The sequence below is a fragment of the Janthinobacterium sp. SUN026 genome, from assembly GCF_030397625.1.
Classification (GTDB): Bacteria; Pseudomonadota; Gammaproteobacteria; order Burkholderiales; family Burkholderiaceae_D; genus Janthinobacterium; species Janthinobacterium kumbetense.
Window position 1 is genome coordinate 1482807 of record NZ_JAPQNU010000001.1, and the last position, 13288, is coordinate 1496094.

Here is a 13288-nt window from a genome sequence, read left to right on the forward strand (position 1 = left end):
GTCGCCTTGTGCCTTGTCCCTGGCGTGCCGCGCTTCTAGACTGGGGCCTTCTCCACGCTGCGACTGCCTGCCATGACCGAACTCTTGCCCCTGATGAGCTATTGCTTTGTGATGTCCGCCACGCCCGGGCCGAACAACGTCATGCTGGCCACCACCGGCGCCAATTTCGGCTATCGCGGTGCGCTGCCGGTGATTCTCGGCATCCAGGCCGGCATCTTCGTGCAGACCGTGCTCATGTGCGTGGGGCTGGGCAGCGTGTTCGTCGCGTATCCGATGGCGCAGCAGGTGCTGCGGATCGCGGGCGCGCTGTACCTGATATTCCTGGCCTGGAAGCTGGCCGGCGCCTCGGTGGCGGGAAGCAGCGCGCCGAAGGCCGTGTCGTTTGCGCAGGCGGCGCTGTTTCAGGCGCTGAACCCCAAGAGCTGGCTCAAGGCGGTCACCATGGCGTCCGTCTTCATGCCTGCGCAGGGCAACATGCTCGCCAGCGCGCTGCTGGTGTCCGCGACCGGCACCGTGGTGGGCACGCCGTGCAACGCCATGTGGGCGCTGTTCGGCGTCTCGATCCGCAGCGTGCTGAAAGCGCCCCGCAACCAGCGCATATTCAATCTGGCGATGGGGGCCGTCCTGCTGGTCCTCGCCGTGCTGTTTTTGCGCTAGACTGCCACCCATGTTCGCCATCGACCGCTCCTCGCCCATCGCCCTGTTCCAGCAGATCGAGGCCGCATTGCGCCAGCAGATCGCGCAACGCGTCCTGCCCGGCGGGACCAGGCTGCCGTCGATCCGCCAGCTTGCCACGCAGCTCGCGGTGAGCACCAACACCGTGGTGGTGGCGTATGACAGGCTGGTGGCCGCAGGCGTCATCGATACGCACGGCACGACGGGCTTCTTCGTCTGCACGCCAGCTGACGCCGGCAGCGCCATTCCCGACGAGGTGGCGCTGGAAGCAGGCCAGGAGCAGGAGCCGGTCTGGCTGAGCCAGCAAGTGAACGACCAGCGTCCGGGCGTGATATTGGCCAGCAGCGGAGCCTTGCCGCCCACCTGGCTGCAGGATGCGCTGCCGGCGGCCGCCGTGCAGCGTGGCCTGGCGCGCAGCGCGGCCGGCATGGCCTCGCGCTGTCCGCCGCAAGGGCTGGCCGAACTGCGCGAGCAGATCGCGCTGCTGTTGCGCGGCATCGGCGTCGCCGCGGACGCCAGCCACATCCTCACCACGTTCGGCGGCACCCATGCAATCGATCTGATCTGCCGCACGTTTTTGCAGCCCGGCGATACGGTGCTGGTGGAAGACCCCGGATATTTCCTGATGTTCGGCAGGCTGCGCCAGGACGGCGTGCGCCTGGTGCCCATCAGGCGCCGCCCCGATGGCCTCGACCTGGACGAGCTGGAAGCGGCCTGCCGCGCGCACCGTCCGCGCCTGCTGTTTGTGCAGACGGCCTTGCACAACCCCACCGGGTGGAGCAGCAGCGCCGCCAACCTGCACAAGGTGCTGATCATGGCGCAGCAGCATGGCTTCCTGATCGCCGAAGACGACGTGCACGGCCATTTTCAGCCCGGCCACAGCACGCGGCTGGCATCGCTGTCCGGACTGGACGGTGTGATCTACTACTCCAGCCTGTGCAAGGCGCTGAGCCCGGCCCTGCGCATGGGCTACCTGGCCGCGGCGCCCGCCTTGCTCAAGCTGCTGATGCGCACCAAGATCCACGCCATCATGACTTTGCCTGCGCTGAACGAATACGTTTTGCTGGAAGTGCTCAAGGCCGGCAACCTGCGCAAGCACCTGGAGCGGCTGCAACGCAAGATCATGGTGGCGCGCAACGCCAGCACGCGGCAATTGAGCGCGGCCGGCGTGCTGTTCGAGCAACCCGGCGACGCCGGCATTTTCCTGTGGGGCAGCATGCCCGAAGGGCTGGACGTGGACTTGCTGGTGCAGGACGCCTACCGCAACAAGATCCTGCTGATGCGCGGCGCCGCGTTCTCGGCCAACGACACGCCCGACCAGCACATCCGCTTCAACGTCGCCTTCAGCCAGCATCCCCGCGTGAGCGCCTACCTTGAAGAACGCCTGCGCGCGGTGGCTGGCGCACGCTCAAGCCTGGCCCGCGCCAGCGGCGCCGCCAGCCTCGGCGGCAAGTCCTGAGCATGGTCTGCGCCTTTCCTTGTCATTTGTTGATATTCTGGAGGGGTTCTTTTTTTGCCAGCGTGTCAATTTGGTATGCCGCCACCCGTCGCCGGGACGGCGCACCGGTTGCCCATTCCACTTTCACCAGGGAAACAAGGAAGCGCCATGAACAAACAGATCATCCTCAACCTGCCCGTGAAGGACCTGGAGAAATCCAGGGCCTTCTTTTCCGCCCTCGGCTTTACCTTCAATTCCCGCTTCAGCGGCGAAAACGCGGCCTTCATGAACATCGTCGACGACACCATCCAGGCCATGCTGACGACCGAAGCCTTTTTCCAGTCCCTGATCGGCAAGCCGGTGGCGAAGGCAAAAGAGGCCAATGAAGTGGTCATTTGCCTCAGTTGCGAAAGCCGGGAAGAGGTGGACAGCCTGATCGCCAGGGCCAAGGCCGCCGGTGGCCGCATACCGCATCCGCCGGAAGACCATGGCTTCATGTACGACCAGGGTTTCGAGGATATCGATGGCCACCTGTGGAACCTGGTCTGGACGGCGCCGGAAGCTTGACGCGCCGAGCAAGCGGAACAGGCCGTATCAGTTTTTCGTACGCACCTGGCGCACGTGGTTTTCCAGTTCGCTGAACGAGGGGCGTTCCGTGGCGGAAATGACCTTGCGGCCGAATTCCACGGCCAGCGCCGGCGCATAGCCGTTCAGGCTGGCCAGCAAGGTCACTTTCACGCACTGGTACATCTTTGCCGTTTCATGGTGCTTGCGGCGCAGCAAGCTGGCCAGCGGCGCGATGAAGCCGTAGGCCAGCAGGATGCCGATGAAGGTGCCCACCAGCGCCTGCGCGATCAGCACGCCCAGCTCGGCCGGCGGCAAGCCGACGGACGCCATCGTGTGCACGACGCCCATCACGGCGGCCACGATGCCGAAGGCGGGCATGGCGTCGGCCAGCTGCGAAATCGTCTGGATCGGCATTTCCGCATCTTCATGGTGCGTCTCGATCTCGTTATCCATCAGGTTTTCGATCTGATAAGCATCCATATTGCCCGACACCATCAGGCGCAGATAATCGGTAATGAATTCCAGGATGTGCTCGTCACCGAGCGTGTACGGGTATTTCACGAAGATGGGGCTGCGGTACGGGTCGTCGATATCGTCCTCGACCGACATCAAGCCTTCCTTGCGGATCTTGCTGAGGATTTCATACATCAGCCCCATCAGTTCCATATAGCGCGCCTTCGTGTATTGCGAGCCGTGGAACAGGGTGGGGATGGCCGCGAACGTGGCGCGGATGGCCTTGGCGTCGTTGCCGACAAAGAAGGTGCCCAGCGCCGCGCCGCCGATCATCAGCAGTTCCAGCGGCTGGAACAGGGCCGCCAAATGGCCGCCCTGCATGGCGAAGCCGCCGAAGACGGAAAACAGCACGACGAGAAATCCGAGTATGACTAGCAAAACCTACTCCTTCATAATATTGCCATATCGCAATATTGTAGTGTAACCCGATTTGCCTGCGGTAGCCGCGTCCGGCTGCAGCTGCTGGATGAGAAAATTGATAAAAGCGCGCACTTTGGCGGGCAATTGGTGGCGGCTCGGATAATAGGCGTACAGGTCGGCCGGCGCCAGCGCGTAATCGTCCAGCACCACGCGCAGGCGGCCGCTGTCGAGGTAGCGGGCCAGGTCCCATTCCGAGCGCAGCAGGATGCCGTGCCCGTCCAGGGCCCAGCCCAGCACCACGTCGCCATCGTTGCTGGCCACCGTGCCGCGCACCTTCACCGTGTGGGTGGCGCGCCCTTTGCTCAAACGCCAGATGCCGTAGGCGTCATCGTTTTGCCGGTGCACGATGCAGCGGTGCTGCGCCAGCTCGTCCGGGGTGCGCGGCGTGCCGTGTGCCTGCAGGTAGGCGGGCGAGGCGCACAGGAAGCGCCGGTTCGACATGATCTTGCGCGCCGACAAACGCGTGTCGGGCAAGTCGCCGAAGCGGATGCCCAGGTCGTACGCCTGCTCGACCAGGTTGATGGGGCTGTCCGTCAGCTGCAGCTGCACTTCCAGCTGCGGGTGGCGCAGGGCGAATTGCGACAGCAGGGGCGCGATCACCGTGCGGCCGAAACCCAAGGTGGCATTCACGCGCAGCAAGCCTTTCGGTTCTGCGCTGCCGCTGGCCAGCGACTCTTCCATGGCGCGGATATCGTCGAGGATTTGCCGCGCCTGCTGCAGATAACTTTCGCCGTCGCCCGTCAGGCTGATGCGCCGCGTGCTGCGGTTCAGCAAACGCACGCCCAGGCGCTGCTCCATCAGCACCAGCCGTTTGCTGACGGCGGGCGGCGTGATGCCCAGCTCGCGCGCCGTGGCCGACAGGCTGCCCAGCTTGGCCAGCAGCACAAAGAAGGCCATTTCCGTGGTGGCGTCGCTTTTCATTATTAACTTCAAGTGAAGAATGGTTTAAATTACTATCGATTATACGATTACGTATCGCGGTTAAGCTGGCGTCACCATTCAAATACAGGAGACCCGCATGAAAATCGTCGAGATCCGCGAAAAGACCATCCCCATCTCTTCCCCCATCCGCAACGCCTACATCGATTTCACGAAGATGACCCTGAGCCTGGTGGCCGTCGTCACGGATGTGATGCGCGACGGCAAGCCCGTCGTCGGCTACGGCTTCAATTCGAATGGCCGCTACGGCCAGGGCATGCTGATGCGCGAGCGCTTCATCCCCCGCATCCTCGATGCCGATCCGGCCAGCCTCGTGACGGATGACGGCGCCAACCTCGACCCGCACAAGGTGTGGGATTGCATGTACACCAATGAAAAGCCGGGCGGCCACGGCGAGCGCTCGGTAGCCATCGGCACCATCGACATGGCCATCTGGGACGCCGTGGCGAAGATCGAGAACAAGCCCCTGTTCCAGCTGCTGGCCGAACGCCACGGCACGGGGGTGCCGGACAAACAAGTGTTCGTGTATGCGGCCGGCGGCTATTACTACCCGGGCCAGAGCCTGTCCGCCCTGCAGGACGAGATGCGCAGCTATATCGACCGCGGCTACACCGTGGTGAAGAAGAAGATCGGCGGCGCTTCGCTGGACGAGGATTTGCGCCGCATCGACGCCATCATGGACGTGCTGCAGGATGGGCAAAAGCTGTGCGTGGATGCCAACGGCCGCTTCGACCTCGACACGTCGATCGCTTACGCCAAGGCGCTGCGCCAGTACGACCTGTTCTGGTACGAAGAGGCGGGCGATCCGCTCGACTTCGAGCTGCAAGCGGCCTTGCGCAGCTATTACGACAAGCCGATGGCGACGGGCGAGAACCTGTTTTCCATGCAGGATGCGCGCAACCTGATCCGCTACGGCGGCATGCGCGCCGACCGCGACTGGCTGCAGTTCGACTGCGCCCTCAGCTACGGCCTGGTGGAATACCTGCGCACCCTGGACATGTTGCACCAGCACGGCTGGTCGCGCAGCCGCTGCATCCCGCACGGCGGCCACCAGATGTCCCTGAATATCGCGGCGGGCCTGGGCCTGGGCGGCAATGAATCGTATCCCGATTTATTCCAGCCGTTCGGCGGCTTCCCCGACGGCGTCAGAGTGGAAAACGGCCACATCACCATGCCGGACCTGGTCGGCATCGGCTTCGAGGGCAAGGCGAACCTGTATGCGGAAATGCGCGCGCTGAACGGGCAATAGGCTCAGGCCGGCGCCTGGCGTTTCACCTGCGCGGCGGGGCTGCTCTTTTCCCAGCGGAACAGCCACATGATGATCAGCTTGGTCGTGGCGCTGACGCAGGCCAGCAGCAGCAAGGGCCAGCCCGTTTCCAGCCCCATGACGCAGGCGAAGAAGATGGTGCTGGCATCCATGGCGAGGATGAACTGGCTCATTTTCAGGGACACGGCGCCCGTCTTGCCCGAGCGCCAGATCAAACGGATCTGGTGCGCGTAGCCCTGCGCCAGCAGCACGGTGACGGCGACGAGCAGGCCTTGCGAGATCACGCGCTTTTCATCGCTGAAGGTGCGGCCGAAGGCCAGTCCCGCCATGCCCGCGCACAGCAGCAGCGCGCAGGCCAGCAGCGCATTGCGCGATGTCAAGCTGCGGCGGTCGCGGTGGATTTCATACAGGATGGCCAGCGCGATCAGCGAGGCGACCAGGCGGGGCCAGACGATGTAGTGGTTGAACGGCGCGATCGAGTAGCCGTACACAAAGAACGCGCAATACGCGAGGAAGCTGACGGTGAACTGGTTGATGGACAGGATGTCGGTCGTCTTGCCGGCGCCGATGCCGGCATCGCGCTTGCGCTGCCAGATTTTTTGCAGCTGCGACCACAGGCCGTACAGGCTGACGACGATGAAGAGGGAATTGAGACTGCCGGCAAGGGCGTACAGGGAAGGGGGCTGCAAGGTATCTCCTGGGAAGGCCAAGGCGCCGCTGCCGTGACAGGCCGCCTTGTCTATACATTTTATTTTGGCAATATGCTCTCATGAAATAAATTAGCAGGCAAGCAATGATTGCGCCGTCGGGGCCTGTTGCCGCGGCACTTGCCTGAACGTACCTGTTCCTGCGCTTGGCCCTATAATTGCGGCATGACTTTCTTATCACATCGTGCCCGCTCCGTGCTGGGCAGTATCGGCAAAATGGCCGTTTCCCTGATTCTCCTGTTGACCGCACTGTGGGGCGCGCTGGCGCTGTGGTACCAGTTGTCCGGCGGCACGGCCGCGCAAGCCATCGGCGCGCTGCTGTGGGGCGCGCTGGGCGTGGCCAGCATCGCGCTGTGGTGGACGCGCGGCGATGCGCGCGTGCTGCTGCCGTATGCGGCCGGTTTTCTCCTGCTGCTCCTGTGGTGGAGCCTCATCACGCCGAAACAGCAGCGCGTGTGGGCCGACGACGTGGCGCGCAACGTGACGGGCACGATCAAGGGCAGCACCGTCACGCTGGACAATGTGCGCAATTTCGACTGGCGCAGCGATGACGACTACACGGTCAAGTGGGAACAGCGCAGCTACGACCTCGACGAGCTGCGCACGGTGGACACGGCGCTGTCGTACTGGACGGGGCCGTACATCGCGCATACCCTGATTTCGTTCGGCTTTGCGGACGGGCGCTTTTTGACGTTTTCCATCGAAATCCGCAAGGAAAAGGGCGAGAGCTTTTCCGCCATCGGCGGCTTTTTCAAGCATTTCGAGATGAGCCTGATCGCCGCCGACGAGCGCGACATCCTGCGCGTGCGCACGAATGCGCGGGGCGAGGACATGCATCTGTACCGCGTGATGATGCCCAAGGCGGCCATGCGCTCGCTGTTCCTCGCCTACCTGGACGAGGCGCAAGCGCTGAAGAACCAGCCGCAGTTCTACAACACCCTGACGGCCAACTGCACCACCATCGTCTTCGAGATGGTGCGCCGCATCGTGCCGGGCCTGCCGCTCGACTATCGGCTGATGGCTTCGGGCTACCTGGACCGCTACCTGTTCGACGTCAAGGGCCTGGTGCCCGGCCAGACCTTCCAGCAGCTGCGCGATGGCGGCCACGTCACGGCGCGCGCGCGGGCGGCCAACGACGACGCGGACTTTTCGCATGCGATCCGCCGCGGCATGCCGGGCTACGATGAAACGGGCCACCCGAAGCTGCAAATGCCCAGGCAGTAAGCGCCTGCTTTATACTGTCGCTATTCCGACCGGCCGCACATTGCGGCCGGTCTCACTTCATGACTAAATAATAAGAAGGCCCGCTATGCCATTTTCCTCACTGGGTCTGATTCCCGCCCTGGTCCGCGCCGTCGACAAGGCCGGCTATGCCGCGCCGACGGCCATCCAGGCGGCCGCCATTCCCGCCATCCTGCGCGGCAGCGACGTGCTGGGCGCGGCGCAGACGGGTTCCGGCAAGACGGCCGCCTATGCGCTGCCGCTGCTGCAGGCGCTGATGGCGCCCGTTTCCGGCCCGCGCCAGGTGCGCGCGCTGATCCTCGTGCCCACGCGCGAGCTGGCGGCGCAGGTGGGGCAGACGGTGCACGCGCTGGCCAAGCCGCTGCCGATCAAACTGAAGATTTCCGTGCTGTTCGGCGGCGTGTCGATCAATCCGCAGATGATGGACTTGCGCGGCGGCGCCGATATCGTCGTCGCCACGCCGGGCCGCCTGCTGGACCTGGTGCGCCAGAATGCCGTCAAACTGGGCGGCGTGTCGCTGTTCGTCCTGGATGAAGCCGACCGTTTGCTCGACATGGGTTTCAGCGAGGAAATCAACGCCATCCTGGCGCTGCTGCCCAAGCAGCGGCAAAACCTGTTCTTCTCCGCCACCTTCCCCGACAACGTGCAGGCGCTGGCCGACGGCCTGCTCAGCGAACCCGTGCGCATCGAAGTGGCGTCCGAACCGCAGGACAAGCCGGACATCGTGCAGCGCGCCATCACGGTGGACGTGCCGCGCCGCACGCAGCTGCTGCGCTACCTGATCCTGCAGCAGCAGTGGGAGCGCGTGCTGGTGTTCGTCGCCACCAAGTACGCGGCCGAACACGTGGCCGACAAGCTGCAGCGCGCGGGCCTGCACGTGGGCGCCTTCCACGGCGAATTCAGCCAGGGCACGCGCAGCCAGCTGCTGGCCGACTTCAAGGCGTGCCGCTTGCAGGTACTGGTGGCCACCGACGTGGCCGCGCGCGGCATCGACATCGCCGGCTTGCCGGCCGTCGTCAACTATGACTTGCCCCGTTCGGCCGTCGACTACACGCACCGCATCGGCCGCACGGGCCGCGCCGGCGAAAGCGGCACGGCCATCAGTTTCGTGACGGCCGATACGGAAGCGCATTTCCGTTTGATCGAAAACCGCAACGACTTGCGCATCGTGCGCGAAGTGGTGGCCGGTTTCGAGCCGACGGAACTGCCGACGCCCGTGAATCCCGTCACCGATACGGTCAACGGCGGCGTAAAAGGCGCGCGCAAGAGCAAGAAGGACAAATTGCGCGAAGCGGCGGCCCTGGCGGCAAAGGCGGCCGAGGGCAATTAAATCCACCTTATGTGCGCTAGCCGCTTGAACGGCCACGTTTCCCGGACTAAGATTGTGTTTCTATAAAGCAAGGGGACGTGCATGCACAGGATCATGATCAAACGGGCGGCCGCTGCCGCCTGCCTCGCGGCGCTGGCCGCTTGCGCCGGCATGGGCGGCAACCATGGCACGTCCGGCATGCAGATGCCGGGCAAGGCGTCGGCCGATGCCGCCGTGGCCGCCACCTGGTACAACCCGCCCAGCGAATTTCCCGGCATTTGCCTGACCCAGTTCAAGGATGGCAGCCTGCGTTTCGACGGCGGTTTCGCCTTCTTCAATCCGGGTCGCTGGGCCTATGATGCGGCCACGTCCGAACTGCGTTTGCAGCTGGCGCCGACCCCATCGCTGGAACTGGCGCACGCGCAAACGGTGCTGCACCAGAACCTGCTGAGGGTCGAGGCGGCCAGGAACACGCTGGTGTACGCCGTGAAAGCCGATACGCAAGCCATCGGCCTGGGCGGCTTTGTGTTTTACCGCGACACGCCGTGTCCGGCACGGCGCGGATAAGTGCCGGATAAATGCCGGATAAGTGCCATAGAGGAATATTTAGTCGTATAATTTCAAGGCAGGCTGGCTGCCGCGCAAGACTCTCCTGCGCGGCAAATCCCCCCTCCAGGCAAGCTCCGATATCGCCGCGGCGATGAGAGGATGGTCCGATGGATGTGCACGATGAGCATGGTATGCCAGGGACTGTGGCGGCGGACGCCGTGGCGCCGCCGCGCACCTTGCTGCTGGTCGATGACGAGCCGAATATCCTCGCTTCCCTGAAGCGCCTGCTGCGGCGCGACGGTTACCATATTTTGACGGCCGCCAGCGGCCAGGAAGGGCTGGAAGTGCTGGCCAGCCATGCCGTCGACGTCATCGTGTCGGACCAGCGCATGCCCGGCATGCTGGGCGCCGACTTCCTGCGCAAGGCCAAGCTGCTGTGCCCACAGACCATCCGCATCATGCTGTCGGGCTATACCGAATTGCAGGCCGTCACGGACGCCGTCAACGAGGGCGCCATCTTCAAGTTTCTTACCAAGCCCTGGGAAGACCATCAGCTGCGCGAGCATATCGCCGAAGCGTTTCGCCTGAAGGGCATCGACGACGACAATGTGCGCCTGAATGCGCAGTTGCGCGACGTCAATCAGGCGCTGGCCGCGGCCAATGCCGCCATGCAGGCGCTGGTGTGCCAGCAGCAGCACCAGATCAGCCGCGATGAAGTCAGCCTGGGCATCGCGCGCGAAGTGCTGCAATTCCTGCCGCTGCCCGTGATCGGGCTCGACGAGGACGGCATGATCGCCTTCATCAACGGGGCGGCCGCCAGCCTGTTCGAACGGGGCGCGGCCTTGCTGGGCAACGAGGCGGCGATCGTCTTGCCGCAGCTGTTCGACGGGCAGGGCACGCCCCGCCTGGCCGCCATCGATGGCCAGCCGTATGTCGTGGCCGTCCATCCGATGGGCTTGCATTCGCGCTCGCGCGGCAGCCTGGTCACCCTGAGTCGTCATGGAGTGGGTACATGAGTACATGCGGACGCGAGATTTCCATGGAGCAGGCGCAGGAAGGCATGGTGCTGGCGCAAGCCTTGAACGACGCCAGCGGTGCCGTGCTGCTGGCCCAGGGCGCCACGCTGACGGCGGCGAACCTGACGGCCTTGCGCAGGCGCAATGTGGAGCGCTGCCACGTCGTCATGGACGAGGAGCCGGACCCCGCCGCGCAGGCGCATGCCGAGCAGGAACGGGCGCGCCGCCTGGAACGGCTGGCCGTGCTGTTCCGCGCCACGCCGCCCGACTCCGCAGGGGCGGAACTGCTGGCGCTGCTGCAGCGCTACCGGCAAGGGGGCGCGGCATGACACGCCTCAGTTTTGAACACATCATCCGCCAGATACAGGAACTGCCCTCGCTGCCGGTGGTGGTGCTGGAACTGCTGTCGAGTATGGACCAGGACGACACGGACGTGCATGTGCTGGCGCAAAAGATCGAACTGGACCAGGCCCTGGCGGCAAAGACCTTGCGCATTGCCAACTCCTCGTTCTACGGCATGCAATCGAAGGTCACCAGCATTCCGCAAGCCGTTTCCGTGCTGGGCTTTCACAGCATCCGCACCGTCGTCACGGCCTGCGCCCTGACGGGCAGCTTCGCGCCCGTCAGCGGCGGCTTCGATTTCCAGGCGTTCTGGCGCCACTCGCTGGCCACGGCCATCGCCGCGCGCCTGCTGGCGCCGCACTTGCGCGTCAATCCGGAAACGGCGTTCACGGCGGGACTGCTGCACGACCTGGGCACCCTGGTGCTGGTGACGCGCTTCCCGGCCGAGCACGCGCTCGTGCGCAACCACCGCCAGGCGCAGGATTGCCAGATGGCCGAGGCGGAACTGGCCGTCATCGGCATCGATCACGCGCAGGTGGGCAGCGCCCTGGCTGCTTACTGGAAGTTTCCCGCCGCGATACAACAGGCGGTGGCCGACCATCACGCCATCGACCGCCTGGACGCGGGCGGCTTGCCGCTGGCCGTGCACCTGGCCAATGCCGTCGCCCTGGCGCTCGACCTGGCCGGCGTCGACGATGCGCTGGTGCCGCCCCTGTCGCCCACGGGCTGGCGCAGCGTCGCCCTGGACGAGCCGACCTGGCTGGCGCTGCTGCGGCAAACGGAACACACCTTCGATGAAATGTCGCGGATCATGCTGGCATGAACAGGACAGAGGCCATGGACACAGAAGCAGGGCAGGCACTGCCGGCCAAGCCGGAACGTCGCAAGACCGATTCCATCGCACTGTCGGCGTTTTTCGACGGCCATCCCGTGGCCACGTTCGCCATCGACACGGACCACGTGATTACGCACTGGAACAGCGCCTGCGAACAGTTGACGGGCTTCACGGCCGCCGAGATGGTCGGCACGCGCGACCACTGGAAGGCGTTTTATCCGCAGCCGCGCGCCTGCCTGGCCGACTTGCTGGTGGCCGACGATATCGCATTCGGCGAAAATGAACTCTATCTTGGCAAGCTGAAGCGCTCTTCCGTGATCCCCGGCGCCTTTGAGGCCGAGGATTTCTTTGCCGATATCGGCCCCGACGGCCATTGGCTGCATTTCACGGCGGCGCCCCTGCGCGACCGCCAGGGCTGCCTGGTGGGCGCCATCGAAACCCTGCGCGACGTGAGCGAGCGGCGTCTGGCGGAACTGGCGCTGCGCAAGGCGCACGACAACCTGGAACATCTGGTGGCCAAGCGCACGGCCCAGCTGGCTGCAATGAACGAGCGCCTGGCCGACGATATCCGCCAGCGCCAGATCGCCGATCTGGAGTTGCGCGAGCGCAACCTGGCTCTGACGGAATTGAACAGCAAGCTGTCGCTGGCCCAGCAAAAGTTGCTTCAGTCGGAAAAGCTGGCGTCGATCGGCCAGCTGGCCGCCGGCGTGGCGCACGAGATCAACAATCCCATCGGCTATGTGTTTTCCAACGTCGGCACGCTGGAAGGCTACCTGGACGACCTGTTTTCCATGCTGGACGCCTATGAGGAAGCCGAGCCGGCCGTCGCCGACCCCGTGGTGGCGGCGCGCCTGCGGGCGCTGCGCGAACAGATCGACCTGGACTTCCTGCGCACCGACATACCGATGCTGATGGGCGAGTCGAAGGAAGGCATTGCGCGCGTGCGCCGCATCGTGCAGGACTTGAAGGATTTTTCGCGCACGGACGCGCACCAGGAGTGGGTCTGGGCCGACTTGCGCCAGGGCATCGATACCACGCTCAATATCGTGAATAACGAGGTCAAGTACAAGGCCGACGTGGTGCGCGAATATGCCGACATTCCCGATATCGAATGCCAGCCTTCCGAACTGAACCAGGTGATCATGAACCTGGTCGTCAACGGGGCCCACGCCATGGGCGAGGCGCGCGGACGCATCACCCTGCGCACGGGCAGCGACAACGCGGCGGAAGTGTGGATCGAGGTCGAGGACACGGGCGGCGGCATCGCGCCCGAACACCTGTCGCGCATCTTCGACCCCTTCTTCACCACCAAGGCCGTCGGCAAGGGCACGGGGCTGGGCCTGTCGCTGGCCTACACGACGGTGCAGAAACACCATGGCCGCATCGACGTGCGCAGCGTCATCGGCCGCGGCACCACCTTCCGCATCACCTTGCCCGTGCGCCAGGCGCAGGCCGTCGCACCATGACCG

General features: G+C 64.7%; 14 protein-coding genes. 11 read left to right on the forward strand and 3 right to left on the reverse strand.

Annotated elements, in window-relative coordinates; genetic code table 11:
• The first annotated feature begins 72 nt into the window (after positions 1 to 72).
• The 3 genes from OX459_RS06760 (at position 73) to OX459_RS06770 (ending at position 2680) form a co-directional block, all read left to right on the forward strand.
• Positions 73 to 657, forward strand: coding sequence for a LysE family translocator (locus tag OX459_RS06760; protein WP_289904286.1), 585 nt, complete (start codon positions 73 to 75; stop codon positions 655 to 657).
• A gap of 10 nt (positions 658 to 667) precedes the next feature.
• Positions 668 to 2134 (forward strand): PLP-dependent aminotransferase family protein, encoded by a 1467-nt coding sequence (locus OX459_RS06765; RefSeq protein WP_289904287.1) that lies wholly within the window; start codon positions 668 to 670, stop codon positions 2132 to 2134.
• A 147-nt stretch (positions 2135 to 2281) separates the two neighbouring features.
• Positions 2282 to 2680 carry a VOC family protein gene (locus OX459_RS06770; RefSeq protein WP_289904288.1) on the forward strand — a complete coding sequence of 133 codons (399 nt, stop codon included), beginning with the start codon at positions 2282 to 2284 and terminating at the stop codon, positions 2678 to 2680.
• 27 nt (positions 2681 to 2707) lie between these two features.
• Here the strand turns inward: OX459_RS06770 and motA are convergent, their stop codons facing one another.
• Together motA and OX459_RS06780 are read right to left on the reverse strand one after the other, a co-directional pair.
• Positions 2708 to 3571 (reverse strand): flagellar motor stator protein MotA, encoded by an 864-nt coding sequence (gene motA, locus OX459_RS06775; protein ID WP_077406831.1) that lies wholly within the window; start codon positions 3569 to 3571, stop codon positions 2708 to 2710.
• A gap of 3 nt (positions 3572 to 3574) precedes the next feature.
• Entirely contained in the window at positions 3575 to 4534 is a 960-nt protein-coding gene (locus OX459_RS06780) for a LysR family transcriptional regulator (protein WP_289904290.1), read from the reverse strand.
• 97 nt (positions 4535 to 4631) lie between these two features.
• Between OX459_RS06780 and OX459_RS06785 the strand changes: the two genes are divergently transcribed.
• On the forward strand, positions 4632 to 5801 hold the full coding sequence (locus tag OX459_RS06785; RefSeq protein WP_289904291.1) for a mandelate racemase/muconate lactonizing enzyme family protein: 1170 nt from the start codon (positions 4632 to 4634) through the stop codon (positions 5799 to 5801).
• Positions 5802 to 5803: 2 nt separating this feature from the next.
• Here the strand turns inward: OX459_RS06785 and OX459_RS06790 are convergent, their stop codons facing one another.
• Complete coding sequence (locus tag OX459_RS06790; protein ID WP_289904292.1) at positions 5804 to 6508, reverse strand: hypothetical protein; 705 nt, start codon at positions 6506 to 6508, stop codon at positions 5804 to 5806.
• A gap of 183 nt (positions 6509 to 6691) precedes the next feature.
• On the opposite strand from OX459_RS06790, the gene OX459_RS06795 reads away from it, so the two are divergent.
• The 7 genes from OX459_RS06795 to OX459_RS06825 all read left to right on the forward strand — a co-directional run bounded on the left by OX459_RS06795 (position 6692) and on the right by OX459_RS06825 (position 13285).
• A complete protein-coding gene (locus OX459_RS06795) occupies positions 6692 to 7750 on the forward strand; it encodes a DUF4105 domain-containing protein (protein ID WP_289904294.1) in 1059 nt (352 codons plus the stop codon).
• A gap of 85 nt (positions 7751 to 7835) precedes the next feature.
• Entirely contained in the window at positions 7836 to 9098 is a 1263-nt protein-coding gene (locus tag OX459_RS06800; protein ID WP_289904295.1) for a DEAD/DEAH box helicase, read from the forward strand.
• 81 nt (positions 9099 to 9179) lie between these two features.
• Positions 9180 to 9644, forward strand: a complete 465-nt coding sequence (locus tag OX459_RS06805) for a hypothetical protein (RefSeq protein WP_289904298.1) — start codon at positions 9180 to 9182, stop codon at positions 9642 to 9644.
• 173 nt (positions 9645 to 9817) lie between these two features.
• Positions 9818 to 10642 carry a response regulator gene (locus OX459_RS06810; protein WP_289904299.1) on the forward strand — a complete coding sequence of 275 codons (825 nt, stop codon included), beginning with the start codon at positions 9818 to 9820 and terminating at the stop codon, positions 10640 to 10642.
• Complete coding sequence (locus tag OX459_RS06815) at positions 10639 to 10971, forward strand: hypothetical protein (RefSeq protein WP_289904301.1); 333 nt, start codon at positions 10639 to 10641, stop codon at positions 10969 to 10971. Before OX459_RS06810 ends, OX459_RS06815 begins: the two co-directional genes overlap by 4 nt.
• Complete coding sequence (locus OX459_RS06820; RefSeq protein WP_289904303.1) at positions 10968 to 11807, forward strand: HDOD domain-containing protein; 840 nt, start codon at positions 10968 to 10970, stop codon at positions 11805 to 11807. The genes OX459_RS06815 and OX459_RS06820 overlap by 4 nt, the downstream gene beginning before the upstream one ends.
• A 14-nt stretch (positions 11808 to 11821) precedes the next feature.
• Entirely contained in the window at positions 11822 to 13285 is a 1464-nt protein-coding gene (locus OX459_RS06825) for an ATP-binding protein (protein WP_289904306.1), read from the forward strand.
• The last annotated feature ends 3 nt before the right edge of the window (positions 13286 to 13288 follow it).

Coding starts and splice junctions, on each gene's coding strand:
- OX459_RS06760 (WP_289904286.1), top strand. CDS start 73: ATGACCGAACTCTTGCCCCTGATGAGCTATTGCTTTGTGATGTCCGCC.
- OX459_RS06765 (WP_289904287.1), top strand. CDS start 668: ATGTTCGCCATCGACCGCTCCTCGCCCATCGCCCTGTTCCAGCAGATC.
- OX459_RS06770 (WP_289904288.1), top strand. CDS start 2,282: ATGAACAAACAGATCATCCTCAACCTGCCCGTGAAGGACCTGGAGAAA.
- OX459_RS06780 (WP_289904290.1), bottom strand. CDS start 4,534: ATGAAAAGCGACGCCACCACGGAAATGGCCTTCTTTGTGCTGCTGGCC.
- OX459_RS06785 (WP_289904291.1), top strand. CDS start 4,632: ATGAAAATCGTCGAGATCCGCGAAAAGACCATCCCCATCTCTTCCCCC.
- OX459_RS06795 (WP_289904294.1), top strand. CDS start 6,692: ATGACTTTCTTATCACATCGTGCCCGCTCCGTGCTGGGCAGTATCGGC.
- OX459_RS06800 (WP_289904295.1), top strand. CDS start 7,836: ATGCCATTTTCCTCACTGGGTCTGATTCCCGCCCTGGTCCGCGCCGTC.
- OX459_RS06805 (WP_289904298.1), top strand. CDS start 9,180: ATGCACAGGATCATGATCAAACGGGCGGCCGCTGCCGCCTGCCTCGCG.
- OX459_RS06810 (WP_289904299.1), top strand. CDS start 9,818: ATGCCAGGGACTGTGGCGGCGGACGCCGTGGCGCCGCCGCGCACCTTG.
- OX459_RS06815 (WP_289904301.1), top strand. CDS start 10,639: ATGAGTACATGCGGACGCGAGATTTCCATGGAGCAGGCGCAGGAAGGC.
- OX459_RS06820 (WP_289904303.1), top strand. CDS start 10,968: ATGACACGCCTCAGTTTTGAACACATCATCCGCCAGATACAGGAACTG.
- OX459_RS06825 (WP_289904306.1), top strand. CDS start 11,822: ATGGACACAGAAGCAGGGCAGGCACTGCCGGCCAAGCCGGAACGTCGC.